Genomic DNA, 17237 nt, shown 5'->3' with positions numbered 1-17237 from the left:
GTCGTCCCGGGGAGTCAGGCGCACCCAAGAGCGCGATACGCCTCCAGGGTCGTCATGGCGACCCGGTCCCACGTGCGTTCCCGCGCGACCAGTGCGCGAGCGGCGGCTCCCCATTCGAGCCGCCGTTTATGACTGTAAAGCAATCCTTCGATACCTTCCGCCCAGGAATCCGGTGCCTCGGGTGGAATAAGTATCCCGTTCACCTCGGGTTCGACCAGTTCTCGCAGCGCGGCCAGATCGCTCGCGGCCACCGGAACACCGCTCGCCAACGCCTCCACGGGCTTGAGCGGGGTCACCAGACGGCACACCCGCTCGTCGGTACGCGGAACCGCGAACACGTCCAGTACGGCGTGATAGTCGCGGACCTCCGCGTGCGGCACCCGGCCGGTGAACAGGGCGGCACCGTCGCCCAGCCCGAGCCGGGCGGCCAACCCCTCCAGCGCCGCCCGCTCCGGGCCCTCGCCCACGATCAGCAGGCGCAGCGGAACCCCGCGCCGCCGCAACTCGGCCCCCGCCCGCAGCAGCGTGCCGATCCCCTCGTGCGGGGTGAGGCTGCCGACCGTGCCGACCACGAACTCGTCCGGCGCGATACCGAGCCGGGCGCGCATGGGCGCCCCGTCCGGCGGCGGGGCCAGGAACGTGGCGTCCACGGCGTTGGGCACCACCAGCACCCGCTCCTCCGGCACCCCGCGCGACACGATCTCGGCCTTCATGGCCGCGCCCAGCGTCAGCACCAGATCCGCCTCGCGCATACAGCGGGACTCCAGCTCCCGCCGCATCCGGTACACGTCGTCCCGCGCACTGCGCCCCGGAGCCTGCGTCAGCCAGGTCTCCTCCAGAAACCCCCGCACCTCGTACACCACCGGCAGCCCGTACACCTCCCGCAGCGCCAGCGCCACCCGCCCGTTGCCGTGGTCGGTGGCCGCGTGCAGCACGGCCGGCCGCAGCCGCTCCACCAGCCGCCCCGCCAGCGCCGCGTTGCGTGACAGCAGCGGACCCTGTCCATACGGCAGCCAGGCCGGCAGCAGCCGGTGCTGCGGCACCGGCCCCACCCACTGCGACACGCTCGCGTCCAGCACGCCCTGCGCCACCGGGAACCCGATCCGCGTCACCACATGCGGATCGAGCCCCGCCGCCCGCTGCGCCTCGGCCAGCTTCTGCGTGCGCACGGTGTAGCCCGCGTGCCGGAACGGCAGCGAGTTGGTCACCAGATGCAGCACCCGGCCGGGCACGGGCCGTACCGCCCGCCCGGCCGGTGCCATCACCCGAATGGCGGAGGGAGTGGCGCCCGGCCCCGCCGCGCGCGCCCGGTCCGCCAGCCACCGCTCCACCCGCCCCACCCGGCGCCGTACCCGCGACGGCAGCACCCGCACCCCCAGCAGCGCCGCCCGCGCCGGGTCGTGCCGCAACTCGCCCCAGACCACGGACGCGGCCAGACTGACAGCGCGGGGAATACGACGACTCATGCCGCCACGGTAGGCCGACCTGGCGGGGAACGCGGATCCGCGAGAGCCCGCCGGACCGGCCGTCCGGCCGCGCCGGGGCCCGGACGGCCGGGCGCCCACGGGAGGTGACGACATGACCGGCCGAATACTCCATGTGGTCGGCACCCGGCCCAACTTCGTCAAGGCGGCACCCGTCGTCGCCGCGCTCGACGCGGCGGGTCACGACCAGGTGCTGGTGCACACCGGACAGCACTACGACGCCCGGATGTCCCACGTGTTCTTCTGCCAGCTGGGGCTGCCCGAACCGGACACCGACCTCGGCGTGGGCTCCGGCAGCCACGCCCGGCAGACCGCCGACCTGCTGGTGGCCCTGGAAGCCGAACTGACCGCCCGCGCACCGGCGCTCGTCGTCGTGTACGGCGACGTCAACTCCACGCTCGCCGCCGCCCTGGCCGCCGCGAAACTCGGCATCCCGGTGGCCCACGTGGAGGCGGGCCTGCGCAGCTTCGACATGACGATGCCCGAAGAGGTCAACCGGCGCCTGGTCGACCAGCTCGCCGAGCTGCTGTTCGCCACCAGCCCGGAGGCCGTCGGCCACCTCGCCCGCGAAGGCGCCGACCCCGCCCGAGTCCACTTCGTCGGCAACCCGATGATCGACACCCTCCTCGGCCACCTGCACCTGTTCGACCCGGTCGCCGCCCGTGCCGCCCACGGACTCCCGGAACGCCACGGGGTGGTCACCCTGCACCGCCCCGCCAACGTCGACGACCCCGAGGCCGCCCGCGCCGCCGCCCGCGCCCTCACCGAGGCGGCCCGCCATCTCGACCTGGTCGTACCGCTGCACCCGCGCGGCCGGGAGGCACTGCGCGCGGCAGGCCTGGACGGCGCACCCGGGGTGCACCTCCTCGAACCGCTCGGCTACATCGAGTTCATGAGCCTCGTCCGCGGTGCGGCCGCCGTCATCACCGACTCCGGCGGGGTACAGGAGGAGACCACCGTCCTCGGTGTGCCCTGCCTGACCCTGCGCACCACCACCGAACGCCCCGTCACCCTCACCCACGGCACCAACCGCCTGGTCACGCACACCGAACTGGTCCCCGCGCTGCGCAAGACGCTCGACGGCGGCCGCCCGGCACCCGGCGAGGGCCCACCACTGTGGGACGGCAGGTCCGGGCCCCGGATCGCCCGTGTCCTCACCCGCCACCTGGAACACCATGACTGAGTCCGTGAGCGAGTCCGCGACCGGGCCGGTCAGCGAGGTTGCCATGACCGAGCATCCGCTCGCCTACTGGGACACCCGCCACCGCGAGCACGACGACCTCGCCTCCGGCGGCCACATCGGCCTCGACCGCGCGGGCAACGAACTCTTCTACACGCTCCGCACCGGCCAGCTCCTGTCCCTCGTCGGCGACCTCACCAGCCCCGCGGCCCCGCTCTTCACACTCGACGCGGGCTGCGGCAAGGGCCACTTCGCCCGCGCCCTGGCCCGCTGCGGCCACCGCGTCGACGCCTTCGACACCAGCGGTGCGGCCATCGCACGGGCCCGCGCCGAGGGCGGCGGACCACGCTACGCCGAGGCCCGCCTCGACACCTGGCGCAGCCCTTGGCCGTACGACGTCGTGATCTGCGTCGACGTCCTCTTCCACGTGCTCGACGACCCCACGTGGGCGGCCGCACTGCGCAACCTCGCCTCCCTGGTCCGGATCACCGGACGACTCGTCCTCACCGACGAGGACAACCCCGGCCGCCGTGCCCTCGGCGACTACATCCTGCACCGCCCGACAGCCGCCTACCGGGATGAACTCGAACCCCTCGGGCTGCGGCACACCGAGTTCCGGCCCTACGGCTTCCGGGAGAACCGGGTCGGCTTCCACGTCTTCACGAGGACCCGCTGATGCGCCTGACCGATCTGCTCCACCCCCATCTGGACGGCGTCACCACGGTCGTGGACGCCACCACCGGCACGCTGTGCCTGGAGCCCTACCTCCACCTGCCCGACGGCGTCACCCTGACCGCCGGGCAACGCCCCGTCGGCGCGGGTGAACTGGTGATCCTGTCCTACGGCCCCGACCCCGCCCTGCACGGCACCGAGGCCGACTGCCTCGCCGCACTCGAACGCCTGCGACCCGGCGCGCGCGGACTGCTCCTCTTCGGCCACCCCGGGCCCGAACCGCCCTACCACCGGCTTCTCGACGGCCTGGTGACCCACCGCTGCCAGGTGCTGCGCGCCACCCACCTCGACTACGCCCATCTGCACGCGGGGGCCGTGTTCACCCGCACCGACGAACTCCTCCCGCCGCACGACTGGTTCGGCCGGCCGGTGCCCTCGGAGGGCTTCGCCACCGCGTTGCGGATCGCCGACGAGTACGTCCTCGCCGACCTCGTCTCCCGCTCCCTGCGCGCCCGTGTCCTCGACCTGGAACGGCGGGCGGAGGAGGCGGAGGCGGCCCGCGACCCGGGCGGCCAGGACGGGCTCGCCGACCGGCTCGCCGCCGCCGTCCGGGAGAAGGAACAGCTGGCCTCCGCCCTGCGCGGGGCCCGCGACCGGGTGGACCTCCTGGAGGCCCGCGTGGCCATGCTGGAGGGCTCGACCTCGCTCAGGGTGGGACGGGCCCTGGTCTCCGCGGCAAGGGCACCCCGGCGCGGAGTCCCCGGCCTGCCCAGGGAGTTGTACGGCCTGTGGCGCGGCCGGCGGTCCGGAGCGAAGCATCCCGCCCCCACGGTCGGCCCGGCGTTCGCCGACACCGCTCCCCTGGTGTCCGACGACCGCCTCCACCTCGCCCACCGGGCCCTGACCTCCACCCCCCGCGACCGTTTCGTCGTCGTCGGTGTGCTCACCGACGACACCGCCGCGGACTTCGCGGCGGACGCGGTGGTCAACCGCGCGCTGCCGCACGACGGCGGCCTCCTCGTCCGGCGCACCGATCCCGACGCCGTCGTGGTACAGCTCAGCGCCTGCACCGGCCACGGCCCCTGGTCCCTCACCGGCACCGGCTTCGCGCCCGACCTGGACCGCAGACTCGCCGAACTCCTCACCGAGGCAAGGGCGTCCGGCCGGGCCGCCGTCCTGTGGCGGGACGCTCCGCCGACGACCGCACCCGGCCTCGCCCGCTTCACCTGGGACGCCGTGCTCGACGCGAACACCGGCGTACGGCTCGCCGGGCTCGACCCCGCCGAACGCGGCCGCGACTGGATGCGCGAGGTGTTCCTGCGCGACAGCACCCGCCTGCGGCTCGCCGCCCTGGCCCGGCTGGCCGGCGCCCCCGACCCGCTGGACGGCCGCCGGATCGCCGTCCTGGCCGACCCGCGCGACGCGGCCGGACGGGCCCGCCTGACCGCCCAGATCCTCGGCCAGCGGCTGCGCCCCGCCGAGGTGGTCGTGCCCGACCCGGCGGGCCTGGACGAACTCGCCGCCGCAGGCGTCCCCGTGCGCACCGGCACGCCCACCACCGCCTGGGTCGCCGACTGGACCGACCCCGCCGAGGACCGCCCGGACACCTTCCTGCTGGACCTGATGTGCGCTCAGGAGTACTCGGGCGCGGACGCGTTGGGACGTACGCCGGCCGACGACGACTACACGTTCGTGGCCGCCCTGCGTCCGCAGTTGGTCCGCCTGGCGCTGCACCGGGCGGGCACCCCGCCCGAGGCCTGGTCCGCCCTGGGACACCGTCTGTTCGCCGTACGCGCCAAGGAGCCGTCATGAGCCGCATGCCCAGGGCACTGGTCTACGGCGACGTGGACCTCAACCTCATCGACGGCTCCGCCGTCTGGGCCCAGTCGACCGTCCAGGCCCTCGCCCGCGCCGGATGCGAGGTCCGGCTCGTCCTCAAGGCCCCGGTGCGCACCGGCCGGCTAACCGACCCGCTGGCCGGACTGCCCGGGGTGACCCTGGTACGGCCCCATGAGGAGCGGCTGGTCGAAGGGCAGCCCGGCCGGCCCCTGTCACCGGCCCAGGCCTCACGGCTGCTCGCCCGGCTCGACCAGGAGGAGCCCTGCGACCTCCTGGTGCTGCGCGGCCGCAGACTCGTCGGCCGGGTGGTCGCCGACGGCTGCTTCGACGGCCGTATCTGGGCCTACCTCACCGACATCCCGCAGTCCGCGGCCGCGATGACCGAGACGGCCCGGGCGGAACTGACCGGCATCGCCGCAGCCTCCCGCCAACTTCTCTGCCAGACAGAAGAGTTGCGGTGCTTCCTGGAGGCGTGGCTGCCGGGGGCGGCCGGCCGGTGCGTACTGGCGCCGCCCGCCGTACCGGAGCCCGGCTTCCCGCCACCGGACCACGACCGCCCGCACGACCCACTGCGCCTCGTGTACACCGGCAAGTTCGCACCCCTGTGGAACACCCTCCCCATGACCAGGCTGCCCGCTCTGCTCGCCGAGCGGGGAGTCCGCGCCGAACTCCACACCGTGGGCGACAAGATCCACGACGACGCGTCCCACCCCGGGTTCCGGGAGGCCATGGAACAGGCCCTGCACGGCGGCGCTTCGGGCGTACGGCACCACGGCGGACAACCCCGCGAGGAAGCCATGCGCATCGCCGCCGACTGCGACCTCGGCCTCGGCTGGCGCGACCCCGAGCTCGACGCGAGCCTCGAACTGTCCACCAAGGTGCTGGAGTTCGGAGCGCTGGGGCTGCCCGTCGTGCTCAACCGCACCCCCGCTCACGAGGCACTGCTCGGCACCGACTATCCGCTCTACGTCCCCGGCCGGGCCGAACTCGCGGACGCCGCGGCGGCCGTGACGCTGGCCGCCCGGGACCGCTCGGCCCGTCAACTGGCCGCCGCCCGCTGCCGTACCGCCGCCGAACGGCACACCCTCGACGCCGCCGCCACCCGCTGGCGCGCACATCTCGACCGGGCCTTCCCCGCCGCACCTCCCTCGGTGACCGCCCGCCCGCGCCCACTACGGGTCGGCATCGCGGGCCACGACCTGAAATTCCTCACCCGTCTTCTCGACCACTTCCACTCCCTTCCCGGACTCGACGTACGCGTGGACGCCTGGCCCGCGCTGGCCCGCCACGACCCGGCCGAGAGCCGCGAACTCGCGCACTGGGCGGACGTGGTGGTCGTCGAGTGGTGCGGACCTGCCGCGGTCTGGTACAGCCGTCACAAGCGGCCCGGCAGCCGGCTCGTGGTACGGCTGCACCGGTTCGAACTGGACGCCGACTGGCCGCTCCAGGTCGACATCGACGCGGTCGACCAGGTCGTGTGCGTGAGCCCCTACTACCGCCGCCGCACCGTCGAACGCACCGGCTGGCCCGAGGAGAAGGTCACGGTGGTCCCCAACTGGGTGGACACCGAGCAGCTCGACCGCCCGAAGGCGCCGGGAGCCCGCTTCCGCCTGGGCATGATCGGTATCGCGCCCAGCCGCAAACGCCTCGACCTCGGCCTGGACGTCCTGGAGACACTCCGCGCCCGGGACCGGCGCTGGCAGCTCTCGGTGAAGTCCAAGCCGCCGTGGGAGTACTGGTGGATCTGGAACAAGCCCGAGGAACGCGCCCACTACGACGAGATCCTGCGCCGTATGCAGACCTCCCCGCTGCTCGAGGGCGCCGTCGTCTTCGACGAGTTCGGCGCGGACGTGCCCGCCTGGCTACGACGTATCGGCCACGTCCTGTCCACCAGCGACGACGAGAGCTTCCACCTCGCCCCCGCCGAGGGCATGGCCTCCGGCGCCGTACCGGCACTGCTGCCCTGGCCGGGCGCAGACGAGATCTACGACCGACGCTGGATCCACGCCCACCCCGAGGCCATGGCAGAGGCGATCACCACCCTGACCGACCCAAAGCCCTGGCACGAAGCAGCAGCCCTGGCCCGAACCCAGGCCCGCGAGTCCTTCGCACTGGAACGGGTGGCGGCAACCTGGACGGACCTGCTGGTGGCCGACTGAACCGCTCGGCCCACGGCCCGGACGACCAAGCGGTCACTCCGCTCTCGCCGGAGCCATTGCAAAAGGCGAGGGGCCGCTCGCTTCCCCTCCGTGCCGGAGCGTCCTCGGAGGCACGGGACCGAGAGGGAGGCGAGCGGACCCACGGGACCTCAACGTCAGTGCGGGACGCCGGGGTTCACTGTCCGGACTCCTCCACCGCATGTCCGCCGAACTGGTTGCGCAGGGCGGCGATCATCTTCATCTGGGGGGAGTCGTCCTGGCGGGAGGCGAAGCGGGCGAAGAGGGAGGCGGTGATCGCGGGGAGGGGTACGGCGTTGTCGATGGCCGCCTCGACCGTCCAGCGGCCCTCGCCGGAGTCCTGGGCGAACCCCTTCAGCTTCTCCAGGTGTTCGTCCTTGTCGAGGGCGTCGACGGCGAGGTCGAGCAGCCAGGAGCGGATTACCGTGCCGTCCTGCCAGGAGCGGAACACCTCGCGGACGTTGTCCACCGAGTCGACCTTCTCCAGCAGCTCCCAGCCCTCGGCGTAGGCCTGCATCATGGCGTACTCGATGCCGTTGTGGACCATCTTGGAGAAGTGCCCGGCGCCGACCTTCCCGGCGTGGACATAGCCGTACGGTCCTTCCGGCTTGAGCGCCTCGAAGATCGGCTGGAGCCGCTCGACGTGCTGCTCGTCGCCGCCGACCATCAGGGCGTAGCCGTTCTGGAGTCCCCAGACGCCGCCGGAGACGCCCGCGTCCACGAACCCGATCCCCCTGGCGCCGAGTTCCGCGGCGTGCTTCTCGTCGTCCGTCCAGCGGGAGTTGCCGCCGTCCACGACGGTGTCGCCGGCCTCCAGCAGTTCGCCCAGCTCGTCGACGGTGGACTGGGTGGCGGCGCCGGCCGGGACCATCACCCAGACCACCCGGGGGGCGTCGAGCCGCGCGACCAGTTCGCTCAGGTCGGCGACGTCGGAGAGCTGGGGGTTGCGGTCGTAGCCGTAGACGGTGTGGCCGGCGCGGCGGATCCGCTCGCGCATGTTGCCGCCCATCTTGCCGAGGCCGATGAGTCCGATCTGCATGTCAGTTCACTTCCCGATCGTTCGTGGGGCTCAGGTCAGTCAGGTCAGGCGTTTTCCTTGGCACCCTCTCCGCGCAGTGCGATCGCGTACATCTCGTCGGCGTCCAGGCGGCGCAGCTCCTCCGCGATCAGTTCCGAGGTCGGCCGGACCTTCAGGGCGAGGGTGCGCGGCGGCTGGCCCGGCAGGGTCAGCGTGGCCAGGGGTCCCTCGGGGCGGTCGATGACGATGTCGCCGTTGGCGGTGCCCAGGCGTACCGCCGTGACGACCGGACCCGCGGTGACGACCCGCTCGACCGGTACCCGCAGCCGGGCCTCCAGCCAGCGGGCGAGCAACTCGGCGCTGGGGTTCTCGGCCTCGCTCTCGACCGCCGCGGAGATGATCTCGACGCGGGCCTGGTCGAGCGCGGCGGCCAGCATCGACCGCCACGGGGTGAGCCTGGTCCAGGCGAGGTCGGTGTCGCCGGGCGCGTAGGAGCGGACGCGGGCCTCCAGGGCACCCAGCGGGTGCTCGACGGCGTACATGTCGGTGATCCTGCGTTGCGCCAGGGCACCCAGCGGGTCCTTCGCGGGCACGTCCGGCGCGTCCACCGGCCACCACACGACGACCGGCGCGTCCGGCAGCAGCAGCGGCAGCACCACGGAGTCGGCGTGGTCGGACACCTCGCCGAAGGTCCGCAGGACGACCGTCTCGCCGGCGCCGGCCTCGGAGCCGACCCGGACCTCCGCGTCGAGCCGGGACTGGGTGCGTTCGCGTGGGGAGCGGGCGTGCCGCTTGATGACGACCAGGGTGCGCGAGGGGTGCTCGTGGGAGGCTTCCTCGGCCGCCTTGATCGAGTCGTACGCGTTCTCCTCGTCCGTGACGATCACCATCGTCAGGACCATGCCCACGGCCGGGGTGCCGATGGCGCGCCGGCCCTGCACCAGCGCCTTGTTGATCTTGCTTGCCGTGGTGTCGGTCAGGTCGATCTTCATGGCCTGCGCCAGCTCCGTCCGTCTCGTGCGAGCATCTCGTCCGCTTCCTCGGGTCCCCAGCCGCCCGACGCGTACTGCGCCGGACTGCCGTGTGCCGCCCAGTGAACCTCGATCGGGTCGAGGATCTTCCAGGACTCTTCCACCTCCTGGTGACGGGGGAACAGGTTGGCGTCGCCCAGCAGTACATCCAGGATGAGACGCTCGTACGCCTCCGGGCTGGACTCGGTGAACGACTCGCCGTAGGCGAAGTCCATGGACACGTCCCGGATCTCCATCGAGGTGCCGGGCACCTTGGAGCCGAACCGCACGGTCATGCCCTCGTCGGGCTGGACCCGGATGACGATCGCGTTCTGCCCCAGCTCCTCGGTGGCCGTGGAGTCGAACGGCGAGTGCGGGGCCCGTTTGAAGACCACCGCGATCTCGGTGACCCGGCGGCCGAGCCGCTTGCCGGTGCGCAGATAGAACGGGACCCCCGCCCAGCGGCGGTTGTCGATCCCCAGCCTGACCGCCGCGTAGGTGTCGGTTCTCGACTCGGGGTCGATGCCGTCCTCCTGGAGATAGCCGGGCACCTTCTCGCCGCCCTGCCACCCCTCCGCGTACTGTCCGCGCACGGTGTACGCGCCCAGGTCCTCGGGCAGTCGTACCGACTTCAGCACCTTGAGCTTCTCGGTGAGCAGCGCGTCCGCGTCGAACGCGATGGGCTCCTCCATCGTGGTGAGCGCCATCAGCTGCAACAGGTGGTTCTGGATGACGTCCCGGGCCGAGCCGATGCCGTCGTAGTAGCCCGCCCGGCCGCCGATGCCGATGTCCTCGGCCATGGTGATCTGCACATGGTCCACGTAAGAGCGGTTCCAGACCGGCTCGTACATCGTGTTGGCGAAGCGCAGCGCCAGGATGTTCTGAACGGTCTCCTTGCCGAGGTAGTGGTCGATCCGGAACACCTCGTCGGGCTCGAAGACGTCGTTCACGACCGCGTTGAGCGCCTTGGCCGACTTCAGGTCGTGACCGAACGGCTTTTCGATGACCGCGCGCCGCCAGGAGCCCTTCGGCGCGGCGGCGAGTCCGTGCTTCTTCAGCTGCCGTACCACCTTGGGGAAGAACTTCGGCGGCACCGAGAGGTAGAAGGCGAAGTTGCCGCCGGTGCCCCGGGAGGTGTCCAGCTCCTCGACGGCATCGCGCAGCTGTTTGAACGCCGTGTCGTCGTCGAAGTCGCCGGGGATGAACCGCATGCCCTCGGCGAGCTGCTGCCACACCTCCTCGCGGAACGGGGTGCGCGCGTGCTCGCGCACCGCGTCGTGCACCACCTCGGCGAAGTCCTGGTGCTCCCAGTCCCGGCGGGCGAAGCCGACCAGGGAGAAGCCCGGTGGCAGCAGGCCGCGGTTGGCCAGGTCGTACACGGCGGGCATCAGCTTCTTGCGGGACAGGTCACCGGTGACACCGAAGATCACCAGACCGGACGAGCCGGCGACCCGGGGCAGCCGCCGGTCGCGGGGGTCACGCAGGGGGTTGGTCCACGAGGCCCCCTCGTCGCCCTCGTCCCACTCGGTCCTCTCGGCGAGGCTCGTGCTCATCGTGCGTCAGCTCCCTCGGTCCCGTGATCACCGCTTCACCTGTGAAGCATCACCAGTGAAGCGGTACCCCGTGAAACGGGTTACGGTCCCGATCGGGCCCCGGGCCCGCACGGACGGACGAAGCGGACGTGGCTCCTGGCGGATCAGTGAGCGAACCCGAACCAGTTCACGTTCACGAAGTCCGCCGGCTGCCCGCTGGTGAACGTCAGATACACGTCATGCGTGCCGGTGACGCCGCCGATGTTGGCGGGGACCGTCCGCCACGACTGCCAGCCGCCCGTGTTCGCCACCGCGAAACTGCCGACGGGCGCGTTGGACCGGCTGTCGAGCCGCACCTCCACCAGACCGCTCACGCCCGCGCCGGCACCGCTCGCCACCCGCGCGCGGAACTGCCGGGCCGGCGTCGAACCGAAGTCCACGCCCCGGTACAGGGCCCAGTCGCCGTTGGTGAGCCAGCCCAGGTTCTGGCCGCCGCCGGTGTCCGTGGTCGCCTCGGTGGCGACGCCGGACTGGCCGTCGTACGACTCGGCCTGGATGGTGCCGTAGGCGTCCCGGCCGCCCGTGGGCGGGGGAGTGGTGCCGCCCCCGCCGGACCGCAGCACCTGGACGTAGTCCACGACCATCGGGTGACCGGGCTGGGTGTCCCCGTCCAGACCGCCGCCCAGCGCGTCCGGGAAGCCGCCGCCCATCGCCACGTTCAGGATGACGAAGTAGCCGTGACCGGTCGCGTTCGCCCAGGTCGTCGCGTCGACCTGATTCGCCGTCACGGTGTGGTAGGTCATCCCGTCGACGGAGAAGCGGATGGCCTCGGGGCTCACCGACCGGTCCCACTCCATCGTGTAGGTGTGGAAGCCCGACTGGCAGGTGCCGCCCGGACAGGGGACGGAGTTGCCGATGCCGGTGGTCTCGTTGCAGGGGCCGCCCGGACTGGTGCCGCAGTGCATGGTGGCCCAGACCCTGTTCAGCCCCTGGACGTTCTCCATGATGTCCAGCTCGCCGACCCCCGGCCAGTTCTGGTAGTTGCCGCGGTACGGCGCGCCCAGCGTCCAGAACGCCGGCCAGTAGCCCTCGGCCGCGACACCGGTGACGTTCGGCATCTGGATGCGGGCCTCCACACGCAGCTTTCCTCCGGACGGGGGCTGGAAGTCGGTGCGGGTGGTCTCGATACGGCCCGAGGTCCAGCGTCCGGCCGAGTCGCGCAGCGGGGTGATGCGCAGGTTGCCGCCGCCGTCCAGCGACACGTTGCCGGTGCCGGCGGTCATCGTCTCGACCTCGCCGGTGCCCCAGTTGGCGGGGCCGCCGGGATACGAAGTGCCTTTGTCGTACTGCCAGTTCGCGGTGTCGACCCCGGAACCGGCCGGCCCGTTGAAGTCGTCCAGGAAGACCTGGGTCCAGCCCGAGGGGGGAGTGGGGGCCGAGGCGTCGGCGGGCAGGGTCGCGGCCGTGGCGGACACGGCCGCAAGGGCGAGGGTGGCCAGGACGGCGACGAGGGTGCGCCGCCGTGCGGGAGTACCGGAGGGTTCACGCATGGGGGCCTCCAGGACACGGAGTGGATGGTGCGTTGGGGGGATCCGTTGGGACCACTGGGTGAGAGCGCTCTCAAATTGGGCCCAATGTGCTCCCGGCCGCGTCGACCGTCAAGCGTTGGAGCAAGGAAAGTCACTCATTTCCAAGGGAGTTCACCCGATGCGGCCACGCTCGCGGGCGGGACGGCCGGAAAACGCGGTTCACCGCGCGGCGCCGCCCGCGAACACGGTATGAACTGCTCACGGGTGTCCCCGCAGTCTCATCGAACCAGTCCGCAGCAGTTGGCCGATCCTCGCCGGAGGTATCCGTGTCCGAAGTCCGCAAGCGGCCCACCGTGGCCATCGTCGGAGCGGGCGCGGCGGGCGCCCTGACCGCCGTCCAGCTCTGCGAGACGGCGGCCCGCCGCCGGACCACCCTCGACATCGTCCTGGTCGACCCGGCTTCCGAGGCGGGCCGCGGCACCGCCTACGCGACCCCCGACCCGCGCCACCGCCTCAATGTGCCCGCGGGCGGCATGAGCGCCTACCCCGACGACCCCGGCCACTTCCTGCGCTGGCTGTGCCGGCACGGCGAACCGGCGGTCACGACAGCCGACTTCGCCACCCGCTACCGCTACGGCGCCTACCTCGCCGACACCCTCGGCCAGGCCGTCGTCCGCTCCCACGGCACGGTCTCCGTCAGCCGGCTGCGCACCCGCGCCGAGGGCTGCGCCGGCACCCCCGGCGACCGGGTGGCACTCCACCTCGCCGACGGCCGGCACCTGCTCGCCGACGCCGCCGTCCTCGCCACCGGCCCCGCCGCCGCGACCGCGGCCTGGGCCCCGCCCGCCCTGCGCGACTCGCCCCGCTTCCTCGGCTCGCCCTGGACTCCGGGCGCCCTGGACGGACCCCGGGAGAGCGACGGTGACGTGCTGCTCGTCGGCACCGGGTTGACCGCCGTCGACCTCGCCCTGACCCTCGACCGGTCCGGCCGCACCGTGCACGCCCTCTCCCGCGGCGGCCTGCTGCCCCAGCCGCACGCACTCGGCCCGGCCGGGGTGATGCCCGCGCCCGAGAACCTCTACGACGACACCTCCCTCGGCAGGCTGCGCCGGGCCGTCTACCGTCACCTCAGCCGCTCGGTCCGCATCCACGGCGACTGGCGCCCCGGACTGGACAGCCTGCGCCCGCACACCGTCCGGCTGTGGCGCAGCCTCACCCCCGAGGAACGCGAGGAGTTCCTCGCCAGGGAGGGCTCCCTGTGGAACACACACCGCCACCGCATGGCGCCCGCCACCGCCGAACGCGTCTCCCGCGCCCGGACCGCCCGTCGGCTGCACGTGCACACCGGCGCGGTGGTACGCGCCACCGAACGCGCGGACGGCACCCTCGCGGTCGAGCTCTCCGGCGGCCGCACCCTCCAGGTCGCCTGGGTGATCGACTGCACCGGTCCGGGTCGGCGCATGGACGACCCGCTGTGGCGCACGCTGTTCGCGTCCGGCGCGGCCGTGCCCGGCCCGCTCGGCATGGGCGTTGCCACCCGTGACGGCAGGCTCCTGGACGCCGGGGGTCGCACCGGGCTCCCGCTGTTCACCCTCGGCGCACCGCGCCGCGGCGAACTGTGGGAGACCACCGCGATCCCCGAGATCCGCGTCCAGGCAGCCGAGTTGGCCCAGCGGCTGGTGGCCCCGCTCGCCCGGAAACCGCGCGGCGGCCGCCGGCCCGTCGACGGGCAGGGACTCGCCCTGTCCACCCATGCCGAGGCCGCAGCCGCCCACCGCAGCGGACTCGAGCGTGTGCAGAAGGTCCGCTCCGGAGCCCAGGACGCGTTCGCCCGCGCAGTCGCCCTCGATCCCGGATTCGCCCTCGGTCACGCCGCCCTCGCCCTGCTGGGCCACGAGTGCCAGGCCGCCGTCGATGTGCCGCGCGCCCTCGCCGACGCCCAGCGTTCGGCCCGCGAACGCGCCGACGAACGCGAGCGTTCCTTCGTGGACGTGGTCACCCGTCGGATCACCGGTGACGACGGGGACGAGGCACTCGTACGCCATCTGCGGGCACACCCCGGCGACGCGCTCGCGCTCGCCGCCGCCGTCCCCACCATCGCCTTCTCCGGAGTGAACGACCTGCACGACGACGACGCGATCGCCCTGCTCGACCTGACATCGCCCGCCTACGACGGACACTGGTTCCACACCTCGCTGCTCGCCTTCCTGCGCCAGGGGCAGGGCCGACTGCACGAGGCCGGTGAACTCGCCCACCGGGCACTGGCCGTCGAACCCGCCTCCGGACACGCCGTGCACGCCCTGGCCCATGTCCACTACGAGTCCGGCACGCACGAGGCGGGCCGCGACTGGCTTGACCGCTGGATGTCCGGTCGCGGCCGGGGCGCGGTGCACCGGGCGCACTTCTCCTGGCACATCGCCCTGCACGAGCTGGCCCTGGACGACCCGGCCGCCGTCCGCAGGCGCTGGTTCGCCCAGCTCGCGCCCGGCCGGGTGACCGGCGTACGGGCCCTGGTCGACTCGGGGTCGTTGCTGTGGCGGGCCCGGCTCAGCGACAGCTGGCAGGGCGACCTCCCCGCGGCGGACGTGCTGGACTCGGTCGAGCGCGAGGTGCTGGAGCGCCCCGCGACCGCGTTCACCGCGCTGCACGTGGCGGTCGCCCTGGCCGCCGCGGGCGACCTGCCCGCCCTGCGCCGGCTGCGTGACCACGCGGCGGGCGCCGATCCGGTGCAGCGGGAGGTCGTCGCCCCGCTGTGCGAGGCGTTCGTGGCGTTGGTCGAGGAGCGCTTCCGGGAGGCGGCGCACGGTCTGGACGCCCTGCTGCCCGTACTGCGCAGGGTCGGCGGCAGCGCGGCACAGCGCGAAGTGGTGGAGGAGACACTGCTGTACGCCCTGACGGCGGACGGCCGCTGCGACGCGGCCCGCCGTCTGCTGGACGCCCGCCTCGACCGCAAACCGGCTCCCCGGGACCGCCGGCTGCTGGCGGCACTGCCGGGCCGGCAACGGGTTTGACGCCATGTCAGGCGGCGCGACCGCTGAACCTGTGAATGTGTGATCCACCCGTTGTGCTGTCACCCAAGCATCACTAGCCTCCTCGATCGCCGCACCGACACACACCTGCGACACACACACATGACCGGGAGTTGCCGTGCTCAGGAAGAGGAGTCTGGGGCTGCTGATCACGGCCGCCCTGGTGGGCCTGACCGCCCTGCCCGCCTCCGCCGAAGGAATCGAGTTGCCCGCCATACCGATCCCGGGCGATGTACGTGGCACCGGCCTTGAGCCCTTCCGGGGCAAGCCGGTGACTCCCGACCCCGTCGCCGCCCCCGACGTTCCGCAGCATCCGTTCATGGCTCCCAACGGGGCCAGCAACATCCATGACGACGCCTACCAGACCGACGCCTACAAGGGCAGCGGCCCCTCCGGGAAGAACCTGACCGTGCGCAGCAGGCTGCAGGCCGGGCTGTGCGGCTCGCTCACCTTCGACTCCGGGGGCCGACTCGTCAGCGTGTGCATCACGCCCGGGTCCTCCCCGAAGCTGGTGCTGCTCAACCCCCGCACGCTGGCCACCATCGACACCCTGACGCTGCCCGGCACGGCCTCCGCCAGCTTCACCGATGTCAGCGGCGGCGGGTACTTCTACCTCGACAACAGGAACCGCGCGGTCGTCCCGACCAAGGACGGCGGCATCAGCGTGGTGGCCATCGAGGGCGACCGGCTGGTGAGGCAGCGCAGCTACGACCTGTCCTCGACGGTCGGCTCCAGCGGGATCCTCTCGGCCCTGCCCGACTGGTCGGGACGGCTGTGGTTCGTCACCGGCGGCGGCGTGGTGGGGACGCTGGACATGGCCACCGGCGCGGTGGCCTCGCACGCGCTGCCCGGCGAGCGCATCGCCAACAGCCTGGCGGTGGACGAGTCCGGCGGGGTGTTCATCGTCAGCGACCACGCCCTCTACCGCTTCGACGCGGGTCACGGCGGGGAGCCCGAGGCCACCTGGCGCATGGTGTACGACCGCGGGACCCGGCAGAAGCCCGGCCAGCTCAGCCAGGGCAGCGGCACCACCCCGACGCTGATCGGCCCGGCGTCCGGCCCCGGCGGCGGATACATCGCGATCGCCGACAACGCCGACCCCCGGATGAACGTGATCGTGACCGCCCGCGGCAAGGCCGGGCCCACCGAGGTGTGCCGGCAGCCGGTGTTCCCCGCGGGCGAAGGCGCGGACGAGAACAGCCTGGTCGCGGTCGGCGGCGACCTGATCGCGGAGAACAACTACGGGTACAGGCTCGACGAGCACCCACTGCTCAAGGGCATCCTCGGCGGCCGGCAGCCGGACACCACACCCGGCGTGGCCCGGGTGCACGTGGACTACACCCGCCGCAGCTGCTCCATCGCCTGGGCCAACACCACCGCGCGTGTCCCGAGCGTGGTCAGCAAGGGCGCGCTCGGCAACGGCCTCCTCTACACCTACACCCATCCCCTCGCGTCCGAACTGGACCACAAGCCCGGCGGCGGACTGCTCGGCGCGCCGGACGCCTGGTACCTGACAGCGCTCGATCTGCGCACCGGCAAGGAGGTGTGGAGCCGACTGGCCGGGACCGGGCCGCTGTACAACAACCACTACGCGACGATCGCGATCGGCAAGGACAAGGCCGCCTACAGCGGAGTGGTCGGCGGCCTCGTCCGCATCGCCGACGCGGACGACTAAAGGGTGTTGCACAAGGCCGCGTTTGGGCAGGTCAAAGCGTGTGAGCACAGTCTTCTGGTCATGATGTGAGGGCGAGGTTGTGCATGTGTGCG

Annotated in this window: 11 protein-coding genes; 6 read left to right on the top strand and 5 right to left on the bottom strand. The window is 72.7% G+C overall.

The genetic code is table 11. The annotated features are described in order from the left end of the window. Nucleotides 1–14: 14 nt before the first annotated feature. The gene (locus ACIPK3_RS12165; protein ID WP_402568715.1) at nucleotides 15–1466 is read right to left on the bottom strand and encodes a glycosyltransferase family 4 protein; all 1452 of its coding nucleotides are present in this window, start codon (nucleotides 1464–1466) and stop codon (nucleotides 15–17) included. 112 nt (nucleotides 1467–1578) lie between these two features. On the opposite strand from ACIPK3_RS12165, the gene wecB reads away from it, so the two are divergent. Genes wecB through ACIPK3_RS12145 form a run of 4 tightly spaced genes read left to right on the top strand, consistent with a single transcriptional unit; the run spans nucleotide 1579 to nucleotide 7334 of the window. Further along, nucleotides 1579–2667, top strand: coding sequence for a non-hydrolyzing UDP-N-acetylglucosamine 2-epimerase (gene wecB / locus ACIPK3_RS12160; protein ID WP_402568713.1), 1089 nt, complete (start codon nucleotides 1579–1581; stop codon nucleotides 2665–2667). After that, nucleotides 2660–3340, top strand: coding sequence for a class I SAM-dependent methyltransferase (locus tag ACIPK3_RS12155; protein WP_402568711.1), 681 nt, complete (start codon nucleotides 2660–2662; stop codon nucleotides 3338–3340). Before wecB ends, ACIPK3_RS12155 begins: the two co-directional genes overlap by 8 nt. Continuing rightward, nucleotides 3340–5148 (top strand): hypothetical protein, encoded by a 1809-nt coding sequence (locus ACIPK3_RS12150; protein WP_402568709.1) that lies wholly within the window; start codon nucleotides 3340–3342, stop codon nucleotides 5146–5148. Before ACIPK3_RS12155 ends, ACIPK3_RS12150 begins: the two co-directional genes overlap by 1 nt. Next, a complete protein-coding gene (locus ACIPK3_RS12145) occupies nucleotides 5145–7334 on the top strand; it encodes a glycosyltransferase (RefSeq protein ID WP_402568707.1) in 2190 nt (729 codons plus the stop codon). The genes ACIPK3_RS12150 and ACIPK3_RS12145 overlap by 4 nt, the downstream gene beginning before the upstream one ends. Before the next feature lie 175 nt (nucleotides 7335–7509). On the opposite strand, the gene gnd is transcribed toward ACIPK3_RS12145, so the two are convergent. From gnd to ACIPK3_RS12125, 4 genes are all read right to left on the bottom strand, one after another. Next, nucleotides 7510–8391 (bottom strand): phosphogluconate dehydrogenase (NAD(+)-dependent, decarboxylating), encoded by an 882-nt coding sequence (gene gnd, locus ACIPK3_RS12140; RefSeq protein ID WP_402568706.1) that lies wholly within the window; start codon nucleotides 8389–8391, stop codon nucleotides 7510–7512. 44 nt (nucleotides 8392–8435) lie between these two features. Beyond that, nucleotides 8436–9362, bottom strand: a complete 927-nt coding sequence (gene opcA / locus ACIPK3_RS12135; RefSeq protein WP_402568704.1) for a glucose-6-phosphate dehydrogenase assembly protein OpcA — start codon at nucleotides 9360–9362, stop codon at nucleotides 8436–8438. Beyond that, complete coding sequence (gene zwf / locus ACIPK3_RS12130) at nucleotides 9359–10933, bottom strand: glucose-6-phosphate dehydrogenase (protein ID WP_402568702.1); 1575 nt, start codon at nucleotides 10931–10933, stop codon at nucleotides 9359–9361. Before zwf ends, opcA begins: the two co-directional genes overlap by 4 nt. 143 nt (nucleotides 10934–11076) lie before the next feature. Beyond that, a complete protein-coding gene (locus tag ACIPK3_RS12125) occupies nucleotides 11077–12462 on the bottom strand; it encodes a glycoside hydrolase family 16 protein (RefSeq protein WP_402568700.1) in 1386 nt (461 codons plus the stop codon). A gap of 305 nt (nucleotides 12463–12767) precedes the next feature. Here ACIPK3_RS12125 and ACIPK3_RS12120 point away from each other — a divergent pair, with 305 nt between their 5' ends. Both ACIPK3_RS12120 and ACIPK3_RS12115 read left to right on the top strand, forming a co-directional pair. Then, entirely contained in the window at nucleotides 12768–15452 is a 2685-nt protein-coding gene (locus tag ACIPK3_RS12120) for an FAD/NAD(P)-binding protein (protein ID WP_402568698.1), read from the top strand. A gap of 136 nt (nucleotides 15453–15588) precedes the next feature. Beyond that, nucleotides 15589–17145 (top strand): hypothetical protein, encoded by a 1557-nt coding sequence (locus tag ACIPK3_RS12115; RefSeq protein WP_402568696.1) that lies wholly within the window; start codon nucleotides 15589–15591, stop codon nucleotides 17143–17145. Nucleotides 17146–17237 lie beyond the last annotated feature (92 nt).

The organism is Streptomyces sp. NPDC086787, from assembly GCF_044745865.1.
GTDB lineage: Bacteria > Actinomycetota > Actinomycetes > Streptomycetales > Streptomycetaceae > Streptomyces.
Note: the sequence above shows the minus strand (reverse complement) of the source record. Positions and strands in the feature narration are given on the sequence as shown.